This is a genomic window from Allokutzneria albata (genome assembly GCF_900103775.1).
In the GTDB taxonomy this organism is placed as follows: Bacteria; Actinomycetota; Actinomycetes; order Mycobacteriales; family Pseudonocardiaceae; genus Allokutzneria; species Allokutzneria albata.
The window spans coordinates 4451215-4468968 of the sequence record NZ_LT629701.1 but is presented as its reverse complement, the minus strand read 5'-3'; the positions used below and the strand labels follow the sequence as shown (position 1 = coordinate 4468968).

Annotated in this window: 16 protein-coding genes; 11 read left to right on the top strand and 5 right to left on the bottom strand. The window is 71.2% G+C overall.

Going from position 1 to position 17754, the window contains the following annotated elements:
* Positions 1-19 precede the first annotated feature (19 nt).
* Positions 20-784: a S1 family peptidase gene (locus BLT28_RS19785; protein WP_052407481.1), complete on the bottom strand. Its 765-nt coding sequence runs from the start codon at positions 782-784 to the stop codon at positions 20-22.
* 587 nt (positions 785-1371) lie between these two features.
* Here BLT28_RS19785 and BLT28_RS19780 point away from each other — a divergent pair.
* Together BLT28_RS19780 and BLT28_RS19775 are read left to right on the top strand one after the other, a co-directional pair.
* Positions 1372-2364, top strand: coding sequence for an EamA family transporter (locus tag BLT28_RS19780; protein ID WP_231950348.1), 993 nt, complete (start codon positions 1372-1374; stop codon positions 2362-2364).
* 16 nt (positions 2365-2380) lie between these two features.
* A complete protein-coding gene (locus tag BLT28_RS19775) occupies positions 2381-3595 on the top strand; it encodes a winged helix-turn-helix domain-containing protein (RefSeq protein ID WP_030430406.1) in 1215 nt (404 codons plus the stop codon).
* Positions 3596-3635: 40 nt separating this feature from the next.
* On the opposite strand, the gene BLT28_RS19770 is transcribed toward BLT28_RS19775, so the two are convergent.
* Both BLT28_RS19770 and BLT28_RS19765 read right to left on the bottom strand, forming a co-directional pair.
* The gene (locus BLT28_RS19770) at positions 3636-4553 is read right to left on the bottom strand and encodes a DUF4097 family beta strand repeat-containing protein (RefSeq protein WP_030430405.1); all 918 of its coding nucleotides are present in this window, start codon (positions 4551-4553) and stop codon (positions 3636-3638) included.
* Positions 4554-4572: 19 nt separating this feature from the next.
* A complete protein-coding gene (locus tag BLT28_RS19765) occupies positions 4573-5145 on the bottom strand; it encodes a hypothetical protein (protein ID WP_030430404.1) in 573 nt (190 codons plus the stop codon).
* A gap of 121 nt (positions 5146-5266) precedes the next feature.
* On the opposite strand from BLT28_RS19765, the gene thyX reads away from it, so the two are divergent.
* The 6 genes from thyX to BLT28_RS19735 all read left to right on the top strand — a co-directional run bounded on the left by thyX (position 5267) and on the right by BLT28_RS19735 (position 11326).
* On the top strand, positions 5267-6019 hold the full coding sequence (gene thyX, locus BLT28_RS19760) for an FAD-dependent thymidylate synthase (protein WP_030430403.1): 753 nt from the start codon (positions 5267-5269) through the stop codon (positions 6017-6019).
* Between the two features lie 249 nt (positions 6020-6268).
* Positions 6269-6655 carry an ACT domain-containing protein gene (locus BLT28_RS19755; RefSeq protein WP_030430402.1) on the top strand — a complete coding sequence of 129 codons (387 nt, stop codon included), beginning with the start codon at positions 6269-6271 and terminating at the stop codon, positions 6653-6655.
* Positions 6656-6664: 9 nt separating this feature from the next.
* On the top strand, positions 6665-7291 hold the full coding sequence (locus tag BLT28_RS19750) for a TIGR03085 family metal-binding protein (RefSeq protein WP_030430401.1): 627 nt from the start codon (positions 6665-6667) through the stop codon (positions 7289-7291).
* A 155-nt stretch (positions 7292-7446) separates the two neighbouring features.
* Positions 7447-8373: a 4-hydroxy-tetrahydrodipicolinate synthase gene (dapA, locus tag BLT28_RS19745; RefSeq protein ID WP_043812096.1), complete on the top strand. Its 927-nt coding sequence runs from the start codon at positions 7447-7449 to the stop codon at positions 8371-8373.
* Positions 8374-8417: 44 nt separating this feature from the next.
* Complete coding sequence (locus BLT28_RS19740) at positions 8418-10103, top strand: ribonuclease J (RefSeq protein ID WP_030430399.1); 1686 nt, start codon at positions 8418-8420, stop codon at positions 10101-10103.
* 242 nt (positions 10104-10345) lie between these two features.
* Positions 10346-11326: a hypothetical protein gene (locus BLT28_RS19735; protein WP_052407480.1), complete on the top strand. Its 981-nt coding sequence runs from the start codon at positions 10346-10348 to the stop codon at positions 11324-11326.
* Between the two features lie 55 nt (positions 11327-11381).
* Here the strand turns inward: BLT28_RS19735 and BLT28_RS19730 are convergent, their stop codons facing one another.
* Complete coding sequence (locus tag BLT28_RS19730; RefSeq protein WP_052407479.1) at positions 11382-12575, bottom strand: S1 family peptidase; 1194 nt, start codon at positions 12573-12575, stop codon at positions 11382-11384.
* A 225-nt stretch (positions 12576-12800) separates the two neighbouring features.
* Here BLT28_RS19730 and BLT28_RS19725 point away from each other — a divergent pair, with 225 nt between their 5' ends.
* From BLT28_RS19725 to BLT28_RS19715, 3 genes are read left to right on the top strand one after another with little or no spacing between them, the layout of a single operon-like run.
* The gene (locus tag BLT28_RS19725) at positions 12801-15131 is read left to right on the top strand and encodes an ATP-binding protein (RefSeq protein ID WP_030430396.1); all 2331 of its coding nucleotides are present in this window, start codon (positions 12801-12803) and stop codon (positions 15129-15131) included.
* 46 nt (positions 15132-15177) lie between these two features.
* On the top strand, positions 15178-15816 hold the full coding sequence (locus BLT28_RS19720; RefSeq protein ID WP_052407478.1) for a dioxygenase family protein: 639 nt from the start codon (positions 15178-15180) through the stop codon (positions 15814-15816).
* Positions 15816-16826 (top strand): hypothetical protein, encoded by a 1011-nt coding sequence (locus BLT28_RS19715; protein WP_052407477.1) that lies wholly within the window; start codon positions 15816-15818, stop codon positions 16824-16826. Before BLT28_RS19720 ends, BLT28_RS19715 begins: the two co-directional genes overlap by 1 nt.
* Positions 16827-16905: 79 nt before the next feature.
* Here BLT28_RS19715 and BLT28_RS19710 read toward each other — a convergent pair whose 3' ends face one another.
* Positions 16906-17736 (bottom strand): lysophospholipid acyltransferase family protein, encoded by an 831-nt coding sequence (locus tag BLT28_RS19710; RefSeq protein ID WP_030430393.1) that lies wholly within the window; start codon positions 17734-17736, stop codon positions 16906-16908.
* Positions 17737-17754: the final 18 nt, after the last annotated feature.

Below are 17754 nucleotides of genomic sequence, written 5' to 3'. Positions count from 1 at the left end.
CAGTGCGTTCACGTCCGGCTCAGACGCCGGCGGTGGTGCGGATCCAGCTGCGGAACAGCGCGACGTTGGTGTAGCCGGCCCAGCCGCTGCCCGCCGGGCGGTGGCCGATCGCGCAGATGCCCGCCTGCACGGTGTTCCCGGACGCGCCGCGCACGGTCACCGGGCCACCGGAGTCACCGCCCGCGATGCTGCCGTTGGTCTGCGTGCAGATCGCGCGGGGCGTGGCGTTGCTCTGCGCGCAGTTGACGCTGCTGATCCGGCCGTCCGCGTACTTGAGCCGCTCCGGCAGCGGTCCGCTCCAGTCGGCTTTCTCCGAACCCCAGCCGAGGACCTGCGCGGCCTTGTTGTCGGCGAGGTCGGCGGAGGTGGCCAGCACGGAGTACTGCGACACCACGACGTCGCGGTCGAGCTGGAGCAGCGCGATGTCGGCGTTCGGCCAGTTGTAGCTGGGGTGGATGACCTTGCGGGCGACCGTGGCGGTCTGCCCACCGCTGCTGCGGGTCAGCGAGCCCACGCGCACCGTGTAGGTGCCCGCGGCGGTGACGCAGTGCGCGGCGGTGAGCACCCAGCGGCGGGCGATGATCGAGGACGTGCAGGTGAAGCCGCCGTTGCGGTGCAGGGCGCTGATCCACGGCTTGGCCGAGGAGACGAACCCGCCGCCGACGACCCGGGTCTGCGCGTCGTCGGTGGCCGGGGTGGCCGACGCCGCGGGGGTGAGCGCGGTGGACACGGCGGCGGCGAAACCCACGCTGAGGGCGGCCAGCCGCATGCTGGTGAAGCGCATGATGATCTCCTTGCAGGGGAGAAACCGCGCAGGGGTGCGGTTTCGAAGATGGAGATATCAGCAGTCTGGGAAAGCGCGGCTCTGCCAGTCAGCTCCGTTCGCCGCAAACTTTCCTCACGAGTAGTGCTGCGTTCGCACAGCGCGCTCCGCCATTCGTCCCGCGTCGTTGGTCGTTGTCGCGGATAGTGATGCCCGCGTCACTCGTCCCGGGAATGCCGATCTTCCGGGCCGGGGTCCCAGAATGGGCTGTTCGCCTCGACCGAGGCGTGGGAGTGGGGAAACTGTGATGCGCCAGGTGGATCCGGGTTCCGAACCGACAACGGACGACCTCCTCCGGAGCATGCGCGACACCTCGCAGGAGTGGCTGGCCAAGCGGCTGGCCGAGGCCGTGGCGGCCGAGGCCGTCGTCGCCGCGGTCCTGCCCCGGCAGCGGGGTGCGAGCCGCCTTTCCTGAGTGGGCGTTTCTCGCGCCGCGGAAATCCTTTCTCGGCGCGATGCGGGCGCGACACCGAATATTGATCTTGTCGACGTCCTGCATGGCGGGAAACCGCCAGCTTTTTGTCGGGGGTGCGTGCGAACGTTGGCACGTGACGACCTCTGCCGCCTCCTCGATCGGGTCCTCCGCCACCGCCCACCGCACCCCCGGTTGGCTGCCCTGGGCCGCGCTCGGCGTGGTCTACCTGGTGTGGGGTTCGACCTACCTCGGTATCCGCTTCACGATCACCTCGATGCCGCCGCTGCTGTCCGCCGGGCTGCGGTTCTTGCTGGCCGGCCTGCTGCTGGCGGTCATCGTCCTCGTCGTCTCCGGCCGTCCCGCGATGCGGATGTCGGCACGGGAGCTGGGCACCGCCGCCCTCGGCGGACTTCTGCTTCCCGCTCTGGGCAACGGAATCGTTGTCATCGCCCAGTTCCAGGTGGCCTCCGGGCTGGCGGCGCTGCTGGTGGCCTGCGTGCCGCTCTACGTGGTGGTGCTGCGCCGCATCAGCGGTGAGCGCCCGCCGTGGATCACCTTCGCCGGGATCGCGCTCGGGCTGGCCGGCCTCGCGGTGCTGCTGCTCGGCGGTTCGAGTTCCGCGGGGACCCACGGGTCGGCGTGGTGGGGACCGTGGTTGGTGTTGCTGGCCGCGATGTTCTGGGCGGCGGGCTCGTTCGCGACGACCAAGCTCCCCGTGCCCGCCAACCCCTTCGTCCTCTCCGCCGTGCAGATGGTGGTGGGCGGCACGGTGCTGAGCGTGGCCGGGCTCGCCTCGGGGGAGCGGGTCGACCTCGGCGCGATCTCCGCGTCCTCCTGGATCGCGTGGGGCTACCTCGTGGTGTTCGGCTCGGTGCTGGCGTTCAGCTCGTACGTGTACGCGCTCGGCAAGCTGCCGGTGTCCACTGTGGCCACCTACGCCTACGTCAACCCGGTGATCGCGGTGGTGCTCGGCGTGCTGCTGGCCGGGGAGCGCTTCGACCTCGTCCAGCTCGCGGGCGGCGCGTTGGTGCTGGTCGCGGTCGTGCTGGTGGTCCGGGCGGAGCGGCGTTCCCGGCGGGCGGTGATCACGGAGTCCTCACCGGTGGAGGGGACTGTCAGTGGGTGATGCCACTATCCCGCCCGTGCAGACTCTCTCGTTGGCGGCGACCCGGCGCGCGGCGCTGGCCGCACAGGGGTTCACCGACGCCCGCCCCGCCGGGCCGCCCACCCGGCGGCACCTCCAGCGCGTGCTCGACCGCACCGGCCTGCTCCAGCTGGACTCGGTGAACGTGGCCGTGCGCGCCCATTACGCGCCGGTGTTCGCGCGGCTGGGGCCGTATCCGATGGAGCTGCTGGACGACGCGGCGTGGTCGCACTCCGCGCGCAGGCCCCGGCTGTTCGTGGAGTACTGGGCGCACGAGGCCAGCCTGCTGCCTGTGGCCGACTGGCCGCTGTTCCGCTGGCGGATGCGGCGCTACGAGTCGTTGAAGGGCAAGCACTGGAAGGCCGCGCACAGCGAGCCGGAGCTGCTCAACGACGTGCTGGCCGCCGTCAAGGAACTGGGCCCGGTGGGCGCAGGCACCCTGGAACGGGAGCTGGGCGGGCCCGGCAAGCTCGGCAAGGGCGGCTGGTGGAACCGCAGCAACACCAAGATCGCTTGTGAGTACCTGTTCGCGGTCGGCGAGCTGACCACCGGGGCGCGGCGCGGCTTCGAGCGGCTCTACGACCTGACCGAACGCGTTCTGCCGCAAGAGATCCACTCGCTGCCCGAGCCCGACCTCGCCGAGGCCGCGCGGCGGCTGGTCGAGCGCTCCGCAGTCTCGCACGGGGTCGCGACCGAGACCGATCTGCGCGACTACTACCGGCTGGGCGTGCAACCCTGCAGGCAGGCCATCGCGGAACTCGTCGAGGACGGCGTCCTCGAGCCGGTCCAGGTCGAGGGCTGGCGGAACCCCGCCTACCGCCACGTCGACGCGAAGATGCCCAGGCGTGTCCGCGGGCGCGCGTTGCTGTGCCCCTTCGACCCGCTGATCTGGGAACGCGCGCGCACCGAGCGGCTGTTCGGCTTCCACTACCGCATCGAGATCTACGTTCCCGCCGAGCTGCGGAAGTTCGGCTACTACGTGTTCCCGTTCCTGCTCGACGAGGAGCTCGTGGCACGCGTCGACCTCAAAGCCGACCGCGCCGACGGCGTCCTGCGCGTCCAGGGCGCCTTCGCCGAGCCCGACGTGGACCGCCCGCGCGTGGTCGCCGAACTCGCCGAGCAACTGCGCGAGATGGCGGAATGGCTCGGCTTGTCCGGTGTCTGGATCGGCGCGCGCGGCGACCTCGCGAAGGAACTGCGCAAGGCCATCTGAACGCACACTGGACGGATTTGGGTCCGCCCAGTGCGGGTTGTCAGCTGACGGAGGTGGTGACGAGGACGTTGCCGGAGGCGGTGCGGCCCTCGACGCGCAAGGCCGGGTTGTCCCAGCCGGACTGGCGTTCCTCGAACACGGGCAGTTCGCTGCGCGCCTCGCCGGAGACGGACAGCAGGTCGAGTTCGGCGACGATGCCCTGACGGACGCCGACGCGCAGCGAGCCGGAGCCGCTGGCGAGGTGGATGCGGCCGGAAGCGGCATCGGCCACGGTGAGGTCGCCACTGCCGGTGCGGACCTCGACGTCGTGCTGCACGGCGCCGAGCCACACGTCGCCGCCGGTGGTGACGAGCTTGCTGGGGCCGTGGACGGCGGAGATCTCCAGTGCGCCGTTGCCGCTCTTCGCCCGGAGTGTGCCGTGCACGGGGCCGAGGCGGACGTTGCCGGTGCCGGTCTGGACGTTGGTGCTGCCGTCGGTGCGGTCGACGGTGATGTCACCGCTGGAGGTGGTCACGTCGATCCGCCCGGCGGCGGCACCGGTCGCGCCGGTCAGGTTCACGGCGGCGGAGCCGGTGGTGACGTTCACGTGGGAGCCCCTGGGCACCCGCACCACGATGGACAGCGGCACCACGCGCAGCGGCATGCCCTGCGGGCCGCGCACCACGAGGCGGTTGCCGGTCTGCTCGACCCGGGTCTGCTTGACGGCCTCGTCGGTGGGCGCGTCCTGCTCGCCGCCGACGAACTGCGAGTTGACCCAGTTGAAGAGCCCGGACAGGCCGTTGACCAGGGTGTCCCCGCCCTCGGTCAGGCGGCGCACGGTCACCGACGCGCCGTGGTCGCCGACCAGTTCGACGTCGACCCGGCCCGCGTTCACGTGCACCTCGACCTCGGCGGGCCGGTTGGTGACGAACTCGTGCTGGCGGACGACGCCGTTGTCGGTGCTGGTTGACTCGCTCATCTCGTCTCTCCCCCCGGCCTCAGCCACGAACCCAGCCGCGAACGCGTTCACCCGTCTCGGGCTGCTCCTGCTCGCGCCGGGCCTTCTGCTGGTTGCTCGCCCGGTTCTGCAGCGCGCTGCGCACGGCGTAGCCCATCCAGCTGTTCAGCGACACGCCCTGCGAGGCGGCGGCCTTCTCGGCCTTGGACTTGATCTCGTCCACCATCCGCAGCGTGACCCGGCTGATGTTGCCGGTGGCGTCGTCGAACGCGGTCTTGAGCGGCGTCTCGTCCTTCGGCTGCGCCTCCTCGGCGGCCGCCTCCGGCTCGGGTTCGGGGACCTCCTCGGGTTCGGGCTGCGGGCGCGGGGCGCGGACCGGGCTGGTCACCACCTCGACATCGCGGCCGCGCAGCCGGACCTCGACGACGTGGTCGTCCTGAGCGGCGGTGACCTGCGCCGCGAGGTCGGAGAGGGCGTTCATGATCGCGAGCCGGGCCGCGGGCTCCAGTGCTGCGGAGAGCACGGCGGCGGTCCGCCTGGTCTGCTCGTCCCCGGCCGACGCCGCGGTGGCGAGGTCCTCGCGAAGTGCGGCGATGTAGGGCGTGAGGTCCATGACGTCACTATGGCGTCACGTATGACGTCAGTCAAGGAAGCGGTGACGCCACGGTTGGAGATCGAATCCTCTGGCTTAGGGTTGACGGAATCCATGGTCGACGGCGAACAAAGGGCAAGGCATGGCGCAGACGGTGTCCCCGAAGGTGCAACTCATCGCCAAGACGGAGTTCTTCCCGCCCGCCGAGGTGCCCTGGTCCACCGACGCCGACGGCGGCCAGGCGCTGGCGGAGTTCGCCGGGCGCGCGTGCTACCAGTCCTGGCGCAAGCCCAACCCCAAGACGGCCACCAATGCCGGCTACCTGCGGCACATCCTGGAGGTGGGCCACCTCTCCGTGCTGGAGCACGGGTCGGTGAGCTTCTACCTGACCGGCATGTCCCGCTCGCTCACCCACGAGCTGATCCGGCACCGCCACTTCTCGTACTCGCAGCTGTCGCAGCGGTACGTGCCCGAGTCGGACGCCGCGATGGTCGAGCCGGACGTCATCGCCGACGACCCCGAGCTGCACGAGATGTTCAGCAAGGCGGCCGAGGCCAGCGTCGCGGCGTACAACGAGCTGCTCGCCGGGCTGGAGAAGAAGTTCGCCGACGTGTCGAACGCGACGCTGCGCCGCAAGCAGGCTCGCCAGGCCGCCCGCGCGATCCTGCCGAACGCCACCGAGACCCGCATCGTGGTGACCGGCAACTACAGGGCTTGGCGGCACTTCATCGCCATGCGCGCCACCGAGCACGCCGACGTGGAGATCCGCGCGCTCGCCGTGGAATGCCTGCGGCAGCTGCAGAAGGCCGCGGAGAACGTGTTCAGCGACTTCGAGATCTCCTCGCTGCCGGACGGCACGGAGGTCGCCTCCAGCCCGTTGGTCGCCGAGGGCTGACCGCGACCGGGCCGGCCGGTGTGGCGGAGCGCGTTCGCTCCGCCTGCCGGTCGGCCTTCGCCGCCTCGCCGTATCGCTCCGAGGCCGCCGAGGCCGACTCTGACGCAGTCGTCGGCGCGGACTGCGGCGTCGTCGCAGCCTGGACTGTCCACTTCGGACCATCCGTTTCACGAGGCGCGGGTAGCGGCAGGCGTTGGTCGACGTCGGCGGTGACGGGAAACCGTTGGTGCTCATGACAAAGGAGGCGCTGTGAGCACTGTCGAGCTGGACCTGCGGCCGGAGTCCTACAGCGTCCTGCGGCTCGCCGCCGATGCACCCGCGCCGGTCGAAGTCCTTGCCGCACAAGGGTTCGTGTCGATCACCAGGACGCAGGACGAGCTGTCCTTGGTGTGCCCGTCCGCCGTCGCCCCGCGCGCCGACGAGGCCGAGGGTGGCTGGCGCCTGCTGACCGCGCGCGGTCCGTTCGACTTCGCGCTGACCGGGATCATGGCCGCGCTGTCCACTCCGCTGGCCGAGGCCGGAGTGCCGCTGTTCGCGTTGTCCACCTACGACACCGACCACCTCATGGTCCGCGAGGAGCACCTGGGCCGCGCGATGACAGCACTGGAGAACGCGGGCCACCGAGTCCACGCATAGGCTGGGCACATGGGTCTCGCGCGGGATGAGCGAAGTGCACTGTCCGAGCTGTTCGAGGAGGTCGGGCCGGACGCGCCGACGCTTTGCGGCGGTTGGCTGACGAGGGACCTCGCCGCGCACCTGGTGGTCAGGGAGCGCAGGCCGGACGCGGCGGCCGGGATCCTCATCGGCCCGCTGGCGGGCTACACCGAGCGCGTGCAGAGGAGTTACGCCGCGAAGCCCTGGCGCGAGCTGGTCGAGCTGGTCCGCAGCGGTCCGCCGAAACTGTCGCCGTTCTCCTTGCCCGGCGTCGACGAAGCGGCCAACGGCACGGAGTTCTTCGTGCACCACGAGGACGTTCGCCGCGGCAGCCCGGGATGGGAACCGCGCCCGGCCGACGCGCGGCGGGACGAAGCGGTGTGGCGCAACGTCGGCAAGGTGGCGCGGTTGAGCTACCGCCGGAGCCCGGTGGGCGTCGAGCTGCGGCGCCCGGACGGCGCGGCCGTCACCGCCAAGCGCGGGCCGAGCACGGTGACGCTGACCGGTGAACCGGGGGAGCTGCTGCTGCACGCCTTCGGCCGCGACGCGGTGCGCCTGGAGTTCGAGGGCGAGCAGCGGGCCATCGCGGTGGTCAACGGCCTCAGCCGAGGGATCTAGTCCACACGGAAAGTCGGCACGCCAGGCACTCGCGCGGCGGAGAAAACCCGGGGCTCGACGGCATTCGGAGGAAGGCATTGCGCGGGGCTGAAGAGAGCGCGTCCACCAGGGGCCGCAGCGCGTGGACCAGGCACCTCGCGCGGTAGCGTCATGCCATGACCGGATGCCCCACCGCAACCCCAGGCCGCCCGTTCGGGCGGGTGCTCACCGCCATGGTCACCCCGTTCACCGAGACCGGGAAACTGGACCTGGACGCGGCGCAGAAGCTCGCCGCACACCTCATCGCGTCGGGCTGCGACGGGCTGGTGCTCAACGGCACCACCGGGGAGAGCCCGACGACCTCCGACGCCGAGAAGGCGGACCTGGTCCGCGCGGTGACCGACGCGGTCGGCGGCAAGGCGACGATCGTGGCGGGTGCGGGCACCAACGACACCGCGCACAGCGTGCAGCAGGCCGTCGCCATGGAGAAGGCGGGTGCGCACGGGCTGCTGGTGGTCTCCCCCTACTACTCGCGACCGGCGCAGACCGGACTGTTCGCGCACTTTTCGGCGGTCGCCGACGCCAGCTCGCTGCCGGTGATGCTCTACGACATCCCGGGGCGAACAGCGGTGCCGATCGAAGTGGAGACGCTCTGCGGGCTCGCGGAGCACCCGAACATCGTCGCGGTGAAGGACGCCAAGGGTGACCTGTACGCGAGCACCCAGGTGATGAGCCGCACCGACCTGGCCTTTTACTCCGGCGACGACATGATCAACCTGCCGTGGTTCTCGGTCGGCGCGGTCGGCGTGGTCAGCGTCGTCGGGCACGTGGTCGCGGGGCGGCTGCGCGAGATGCTGGACGCCCACGAACGCGGCGACGTCACCGCGGCGCGCGGGATCAACCGGGACCTGCTGCCGGTTTACGCCGCGTTCGGCAGACTGGGCGGCGTGATCTTCAGCAAGACAGCGCTGCGCCTGCGCGGCCTCCCCGTCGGGGAACCCAGACTGCCCATCCCGCCCGCGACCGCGGCCGAGCGTGACGCCCTCGCCGCCGACCTGCGCCTGGCGGGCCTCGACCTCGCCGAGGAGGCGGTCGCTCAGTGACTTCGCCGACCTCGGCCAGCCCGACCTCAGCCAGCAGGGTGCAGATGCACAGTTCCACCGCGCTCATCCCGCCCCCGAAGCTGCCGGAGGGCGGCCTTCGGGTCGTCGCGCTCGGCGGCATCGGCGAGGTCGGCCGGAACATGACCGTCTTCGAGCACGCGGGCGAGCTGATGATCGTCGACTGCGGCGTGCTGTTCCCCGAGGACATGCAGCCGGGCGTCGACCTGATCCTGCCGGACTTCCGCGCGCTGGAGCAGCGCCTGCACGACATCGTCGGGCTGGTGCTCACCCACGGGCACGAGGACCACATCGGCGCGGTGCCGTTCCTGCTCAAGCTGCGGCCGGACCTGCCGGTCTACGGCTCGCGGCTGACGCTGGCGCTGGTGGCGGCCAAGTGCAAGGAGCACCGGCAGAACCCGCGGCTGGTCGAGGTCAAGGAGGGCGAGCACCACTCCATCGGCGTCTTCGACTGCGAGTTCTTCGCGGTGAACCACTCCATCCCGGACGCGGTGGCGGTGGCGATCAAGACCGCTGCCGGCGTGGTGCTGCACACCGGCGACATCAAGCTGGACCAGCTGCCGCTGGACGGGCGGCTGACCGACCTGGCGGGCTTCGCGCGGCTGGGCGACGAGGGCGTCGACCTGTTCCTGGTCGACTCCACCAACGCCGAGGTGCCCGGGTTCGTCACGCCGGAGCGCGAGATCGGCCCGGTGCTGGACAACGTGATCCGCAAGGCCACCCAGCGGGTGATCGTGGCCTGCTTCGCCAGCCACGTGCACCGCGTGCAGCAGGTGCTCGACGTGGCGGTGAACCACGGGCGCAGGGTCGCCTTCGTCGGCCGCTCGATGGTGCGCAACATGGGCATCGCCGCCGAGCTGGGCCTGCTCAACGTGCCCGAGGGCCTGCTGGTGGACCTCAACGAGGCCATGACCATGCCCGAGGACAAGGTCATGTTCGTCTCCACCGGGTCCCAGGGCGAGCCGCTGTCGGCGTTGTCCAGGATGGCGCGCGGGGAGCACCGGCAGATCAGCATCCGCGCCGGGGACACCGTGGTGCTGGCCAGCTCGCTGATCCCGGGCAACGAGAACGCGGTGTTCGGCGTGGTCAACGGGCTGGTCCGGCTCGGGGCGAACGTGGTGCACCAGGGCAACGCGAAGGTGCACGTCTCCGGGCACGCCTCCGCGGGTGAGCTGCTCTACCTCTACAACGCGGTCCGGCCGAGCAACGTGATGCCGGTGCACGGCGAGTGGCGGCACCTGCGGGCCAACGCCGAGCTGGCCGTTCTCACCGGTGTCGCCCCGGAGCGCGTGGTGATCGCCGAGGACGGTGTCGTGGTCGACCTGGTCGACGGCCAGGCCACCATCACCGGGCGGGTCGAGGTCGGGCACGTGTACGTGGACGGGCTCTCCGTCGGCGACGTGGGCGAGTCCACGCTGTCGGACCGCCTGGTGCTCGGCGAGGGCGGGTTCATCTCGATCACCGTCGCCGTCGAGGCCGCGACCGGGCGCGCGGTCGCCCCGCCGACGATCTCCGGGCGCGGGTTCTCCGACGACCCGAAGGCGCTGGACCAGGTCGTGCCGCTGGTGGAGATGGAGCTGGCGCGCACCGAGGCGGAGAACATCACCGACTCGCACCGCATCGCGCAGGCCGTGCGCCGGGTGGTCGGCCGCTGGGTCGCCGACACCTACCGGCGCCGCCCGATGATCGTCCCCACGGTCATCCCGGTCTGACCCCCGCCGCGTGGGTGCCGGTGCGCCCGGCACCCACGCGGATGGCCGAAGCGCCACCCCCGAACGCCGGGCTCTGTTTCAGTGATTTTCACAGTTGTCCGGAGCAGCGAGGGCATCATTGCTGGTCACAGGCTCAATGGAAAAGGTTTGCCGGGCGTTCGGGACTGGTTTCCGGTGTGTTGGCAAGGTTAACTAGTTCCCCACCTGGACGGCCGCGCATCGCGGCCGAGGTGGGAGGAGCCATGACCCTCGACTCGGTCACCCCGGTCGTCGGGCGTGCGGACACGCGCTCCATCGCCGAGATCGACGACCCCGAACTCCTGGCGGCCCTGCGCACCGGCCCGTTCTCCGAGGCGCTGCGGGTGGCTATCCGCCGCAGCGGCCTCGCGCTGGAACGCGTGCAGTCCCGCCTGCTGACCCGCGGTGTCCGGGTCAGCCTGGCCACCCTGAGCTACTGGCAGCGCGGGCGCAGCCGCCCCGAGCGGATCGAGTCGCTGAAGGCGGTCGAACTGCTCGAAGAGGTGCTGCGGCTGCCGCCGAACTCCCTGCTGAACCTGCTCGGCCCGCGCCGTCCGCGCGGCCGCTGGCAGGCCGGGTCGCCGCGCCCGCTGACCTTCGACCGGCTGTGGACCGACCACTGGGCGCTGGAGCGGGTCCTCGAAGAGGCCAGCGACCGGCTCAACGAGCACGTCACCGGGCTGACCATCAAGGACCAGTACTGGATCGGCGCCGACCGGACCGAGCGCCGCGTGGTGACCAGCCAGGTGCTGCGCGCCGAGCGCGACGGCATCGACCGGGTGGTGGCGATCTTCCGGGGCGACGACCCGGACCAGCAGATCCCCTCGGTGATCACGGTGCAGTACGGCGAGCTGGGCCGGGTGTGGTCCGACGACGAGTCCGGCTTCCTGGTCTTCGAGATCCTCTTCGACCGGATGCTCGACCGCGGCGAGACCACGGTGGTCGAGTACGAGATCGTCTTCCCGGAGGGCGGAGCGGTCGCCCTGTCCTCCGATCGCCGCGCCCGCTACCCCGTCCGCGAGTACCTGCTGCAGGTGCACTTCGACCCCGCCGCCGTTCCGCGCCGGGTGTTCGAGTTCAGCAGGCACAATGCGCAGACCCCGGACCACATGCGCAACGAGTTGTTGATAGGCCGCTCGGGAATGGTGCACTCGCTGCACAGCGATTGCGTTCCCGGAGTACACGGAATCAGCTGGGAATGGTAACGGCCGCGCGTCCCGAGAAAGGACGCGCGGCCGTTTCGTTCGAGCAGACGGGCCTTTAGCTCGCCGTCTGCACGGACAGTCCGTAGTAGCTCAGCGCGTCGCTGAGCGGCTGGAAGTACGACGACTTCCCGGGGATGTTCCCGCCGTTGAACGCGCAGGTCTGGCCCATCGGGCCGCCCGAGGTCATGCCCTGGGCCTGGTTGCCGGAGATGTAGGCGCCGCCGGAGTCACCGCCCGCGGTGCACACCGAGGAGCTGCCGAGCCCGCGCACGACCGTCTGCGGGCCGCCGTTGGGGTCGGTGTAGGTCACCGTGACGTTGTAGGACTTGATGTTTCCGCAGGTCCAGCCGGTGGTGGCGCCGGACTTGCAGATCGTCGAGCCCACCGCGGCCCGGTTCGCGCCGCGCACCGCCACGGTCCCGGCGGCGCCCCAGGTGCCGACCGAGGTCATGATCCGGTCCTCGGCGTCGATCCGGGCGATGCCCATGTCGACGCTGTCCTGGCCGATGCCGAAGCGCGTGTGGGTGGCCTTGCCGAAGTGCGTGCTGCCCAGGTACAGGTCGGGCAGCCCCTCGACGCAGTGCCCGGCGGTGACCAGGAAGCGCTGGCCGGAGGAGTTGGTGGCGCCGAAGCCGACCGAGCACCAGCCGCCGCCGGAGGCGCTGAAGGTCATCTTGCTGCCCGGGTACACGTCCGCGGTCGGGGCGAGGCGTTCGGTGGTGGTCTCCACCCGCACCGCCGAGCCGTGCTTGGCGGCCGCTGCCAGGAACTTCTCGGTGGCGGCCGAGCGGCGGCCCTCCTGGACGGTGATCACGACCGCGTCGGTGGCCAGGTCGACGGCCCAGGAGTTCACCCCGTCCGGGCGGTGCGCGCTCGCGGCGCTGTCCAGATCGGCGGAGATGCGCTCCAGCGCCGCGGCGCCGCGGGCTCCGGTGCGGACCGCGAGGCCCTTGGCCTTCGCCTTGGCCGAGGTGGCCTTGTCCGCGGCGTTGACGGTGAGCTGGCCGTTCACGAAGAACGCGCCGTCCACCGCCGCACCGGAGCCGCGCAGCTCGGTGAGCCGCTGCTGCTGGACGCCCTCGCTGTCCAGCCGCGCGGCCGCGGCGCCGGGGCTGATCCCGAGGCTGCTGGACAGCGCGTCCAGCATCGCCGGGTCGTAGGAGTCGGCCGGGTTCGCCACGGCGGTGCCGGAGAACCCGAGGAGTCCGGCGGCGATCGCCGTCACAAAGATCTTCGATGAGCGTGACAAAGTAGGGCTCCTTTTACTGGCAGGCCGGAGCGAAGCAGGGAGGAATCGGCGGACAGCAGGGGTCCGCCGAATTTCTCGCTCCGGCCTGGCCGCATTCCATTGAAGCCTTGAATGCGATGGGACAACTGTCGTCATCGTTGCGCGCACAAGCAAGACCCAGCGGCCATTCACTTTTTCACCCGTTCTTCACGTCGGACAAACAGCGCGCTGGGCAGGGTCGGTGGTATGCGGGTGTGTGCGGTCTGCGGGACCGCGCTGGCGGACGGTGGCGTGGGGCGGCCGACGAAGTACTGCTCCGGCGCGTGCCGTCAGCGCGCCTTCCGCCGCCGCTCGGGCAGAGCACCCGCGGTCGGTGACCCGCTGCCACGGGCGCTCGACGGGTTCGTCGGGCGCGAGCTGGAGCTGCCGCGCGTGCGCTCGCTGCTGCGCTCCGCCCGGCTGGTGACCGTCGTCGGGCCGGGCGGCGTCGGCAAGACGCGGTTGGCGATGGAGGCGGTGCACGGCTTCCGCGGCGTGCGGCTGGCCGAGCTGGACTCCGTCGGCCGGGGTGAGCTGGTGCCGCAGGCGCTCGCGGCCGCGCTCGGGATGCGTGAACGCCCCGAGACGGACCTGCGCGAAGCCCTGCTCGCCGAGCTGCGCGAGCGGGAAGTGTTGCTGCTGCTGGACAACTGCGAGCACGTGATCGAGTCGTGCGCCTCGCTGGCCGAGTGGCTGCTGCGGCGCTGTCCCGGCCTGCGGGTGCTCGCGACGAGCCGGGAGGCGCTGCGCGTGCCGGGCGAGGTGGTCTTCCGGCTCGGTCAGCTCTCCGTGCCCGAGGCCGGGGACGACCTGGCGCTGGTGCTGCGCTCCGACGCCGCGCGGCTGTTCGTCGCCCGCGCCCGCAGCGGCGATCCCGCCTTCGAGCCCGAGCCGGCCGGGATCCTCGCCGAGGTCTGCCGCAGGCTGGACGGGCTGCCGTTGGCGATCGAGCTGGCCGCGCGCCGGGCCGGGGCGTTGCCGTTGCCGGAGATCCTTGCGGGACTTGATGATCAGCTCGCCCTGCTCACCGACGGCAGCCGGACCGCGCCGCCCCGGCACCGCGAGCTGGCCGCGGCGATCGAGTGGAGCCACCGCTTGCTCGACCCCGCCGAGCAAGCCGTGTTCCGCAGGCTTTCCGTGCTGCTGGGCGGGTTCGACGTGGACGGCGCGATCGCGGTGTGCGGCGAGGACCCGGCGACCGTGCGGCGGATGATCTGCGCGCTTGAGGCGAAGTCGTTGATCGTGCGCAACGGTGACCGCTTCCGGCAGCTGAACCCGATCCGTGCGTACGCGGCGGAACGGCTCGCGGAGTCCGGAGAGCTTGCGGCGACTCGGGATCGAGCCGCGTCATGGCTCGCGAGGCTGGCCGGACAGCCCGTGGGGCCGCTGTTCTTCGGGGACTCCCTCGCCGAGGGGGTGCGCGGCGAGCACGAGAACCTGATCGCGGCCGTCGAGAACACGGTGGAAGATCGCGATGACCGGCACGTGTTGCTCGCGATGGCGCTCGCCAGCGTGTGGCAGCAGCGCGAACTCCCGGCTCCTGCGCGGGAACTGCTGGCGGAGACGGTGGAGCGGGTCCCGGCGTCGAAGTACCGGGGCATGGCGTTGGCGATGGCCGCGCGCTTCGCGTGCTTCCAGGTTGATCGGTCCGCAGGGCTTTCCCTTGCGCGGCAAGCGGTTGAGGCTCAGCGAGGTCGTGACGACCCGATCGCGCTCGCCGACGCGCTGGACACGCTCGCGCTCGCTTTGCTGGTGTGCGAAGACGTTCCGGCCGCTGTCGTGGCGTACCGCGAGTGCCTGGAGGTGGTGCGTCCCTTGGGGCGCGTCGCCGAGACCGCGTTCTGCGAGTACACCGTCGCGTGGGCGCTGTTCCGCGTCGGTGACCTGGCCGGAGCGGAGGAGGCGCTGGCGAAGTGCCTGCCCGTGCTGCGCGAACACGGATCACCGGCCCAGCTCTCGGCCGCGCTGCACACCGCGGGCGCGCTCCGGCTTGCACTGTCCGATGTGGATGGTGCGGAGCGGTTCTTCCTTGAGGTGCTGGACGTCGTGCCGATCGACAGCTCGCACATGGCGCCGAACATCGAAGGGCTGGCGCTCGTCGAGGTGGAGCGGGGCGACCTGGTGCGGGCGCTGACCCTGGGCGCTGCCGCCGCCTCGATCCGCGACCGCCTCGACATCCCGGCGGTGGGGCGCTGGCAGGACAAGGTCGGTGCGCGCCTCGCGCCGGCCCGGGATCGGTTGACGGTGGCCGCGGTGCGGTCGGCGATCACGGCGGGCGAGGCGCTGCGTGGTGCCAGGCTGACTGCGTTCCTGTTGCGCGGCAAGGAGAACCGCGAGCGTGATCATCCGCTGACGGCGCGGGAGGCGGAGGTGGCGACGCTCGTCGCAGAGGGGCTGACCAATCCCGAGATCGCGCGGCGGCTGCGGGTGTCCGGGGGCACGGTCGCCGCGCACCTCAACCGGATCAGGGACAAGCTCGGGCTGCGGTCGCGGACCAAGATCGCCCTGTGGGTGGCCGAGCGCTTTCGTAACGCGTGATCGGTTGGGGGATGTGGCACCCGCGCGCCGTCCCGACCCTGGCAGCATGAGCGCTTCCCGACGAAGTTTCATCCTCGGCGCCACCACCGTCGCACTCGGGACCACCGCAGCCGCGGGCAGGGCCGTTGGCGACACGCCGTGGCCGGTCACGCCCGCCTGCTCCGGGCACGAGACCCCGCCCGCCATGGAAGGCCCCCTGTTCAAGCCGAACTCTCCGGAGACCACCGATTTCGTCACCCCGGGCACGAGCACCGGGGTGCTGCTCGACCTCAGCGGCATCGTCTACGCCACCGACTGCAAGCCGGTCGCCCGCGCACTCCTGGAGTTCTGGCAGTGCGACCAGAACGGCGACTACGACACAGTCGGCTTCTCCTTGCGAGGACACCAGTTCACCGCGGCGGACGGGTCCTACCGGCTGCGCACGATCGTGCCGAGGGACTACTACGGGCGGTGGGGCAGACGTGCCCCGCACATCCACACCCAGGTCCAGGCGCCGGGCGGCCCGGTGCTGGTCACGCAGCTGTACTTCCCCGACAACACCCAGGCGTACGGGCGGAACTTCGCCGAGCTCAACGCCGGTGACGCATTGATCAACCGCGCCTGCACGATCGCGCTGAACCCGCCCGTCTCCGGCAGGTACACCGGCCGCTTCGACTTCGTCATCAAGACGAGAGGAGACCGCTGATGCGCATCGCGGCACTGGTCAGCGCAGTCGCACTGCTCGTGGGCGGGCAGTCGGCGAGCTGGACCCGCACCCCCGTCCCGATCGCCAAGGGCGACATCGCCGCCGTGGCCACGCTCGGCGACCGCGACGCGTGGGCGCTCGGCTACCGGCTCGTCAGCACCACGAACCTCCAGGCCGTCGCGCTGCGGTGGGACGGGCGGAGCTGGGCGCAGGAGTCCACGCTGCCCGCCGGGACCTACCCGCAGGCCATCGCGGTCGCCGCGCCGAACGACATCTGGGAGGCGGGTTCGGGCACGAGCCACTGGAACGGCCGCACCTGGACCAAGCACGCGCTGGAGGGCCAGATGGTGCCCGAGGCGCTCGCCGCGGTGGGCGGCCGCACCTGGGTGGTCGGGATGCGCACCCCCAGCTCGATCAAGGACGCCGTGCCCGACGTGCAGACGTGGGACGGCACGCGCTGGCGCAGGCAACCGTTGCCGCCGCTCGGCAAGGGCACGCTCAGCAGCATCGTCGCGCTCTCGCCGACCAACGTGTGGGCGGCGGGACACACCACCGGCGGTGCGACGCAGGCCACGCTCGTCGTGCACTGGGACGGCCGCACGTGGCGCAAAGTCGACTCACCTGGCGTCGTGGGCGCTCACACGTGGGTTTCCGGGCTGGCGGCAAACAACGCCAACGAGGTGTGGGCTGTCGGCGGGACCGTGAAGGGTACCGCGGAACGTCCGTTCGCGATGCGGTGGGACGGCAGCACCTGGACCGCCACGCCCACTCCGGATGTCGCGGACGGACGACTGCGCGCGGTGGCTCGCGCCGGTGCCGACCTGTGGGCTGTCGGTGGCAAGGGCAGCGTGTCGGTCGCTTTGCGGTGGGACGCCGCCACGCGGAGCTGGGCCACGGCACCCGCCCCGGACATCTCCGTCCGCGGCCTCGCCTCCGGTGGCTCGGGCCTGTGGGCCGTCGGCCTGGCCAAACAGGGCGACCTGGTCCCCGCGATCACCCGCTACCAGTAGCTCTCCGCACCACGCCTGCGCCATCGCACTGAATGAGTCATTGGTGTACTTGAACGCACCGAATGACTCATTCAGTGCGTCACAGCTTGTCCGGAGTCCAGGGACTCTCGGCCTTGATGGGCCGCGTCTTGTCCTTGAAGCGCGGTTCGCCCAGCTCGTCCTCGCGCAGCGGGACCAGGCCGGTGGCGATGGAGCGCATGATCCGGTCGCGGGCGCGGACCGCGTCACCCGGAGTGGTGGGCGACAAGTCGTCCAGCGGTACCTGCGGGCCGAAGTGGACCTTGAACTTCGGCCGCTTGAAGACCGACTTGAACCACGAGGTCATCAGCGGTTTGAAGTCGCTCCAGCCCTCGACGTTGAGCGAGCCCCAGACGACCGCCTCGTGCGCGCCCCACTGGCTGACCGGCAGCACCGGCGTCTTCGCGCCGAGGGCGATCCGGGCCGCGCCGCTCTTGCCGCGCTCCGGCCACAACCCGGGGTCCAGCGAGATCCGGCCCTCCGGGTAGATCACCAGGGTCTTGCCGCGGTTGAGCGCGTCGATGGCGTTGTCCATGGCCTGGGTGACCGTCTTCTCCCCGCGGTCCACCCGGACGTGCCTGCAGGTCCGCCACGCCCAGCCGACCACGGGCGCGTCGAACAGGCCGCCGGTGGACATCAGGTACGGGATGACGCCCTTCTTGTGGCACGCCGCCACCAGCACGAAGCCGTCGAAGACCCCGATGTGGTTGGAGGCGACGAGCACCGGTTGACCGCGCAGCTCCTCCGGCACCTCGCCGGTGACGACGAGCTTGCCGGTGACGGCGACGAAGACTCTGTTGGCGCGCAGAAGAATCCGCCAGAGCAGGGGCGGGCGCCGCAGCGGCCCCGGCCGGTCTGACGGGTCTTCTGGGGTGGAAGGCAAAGAAACCATGGCGGGGGCAGCATTGCA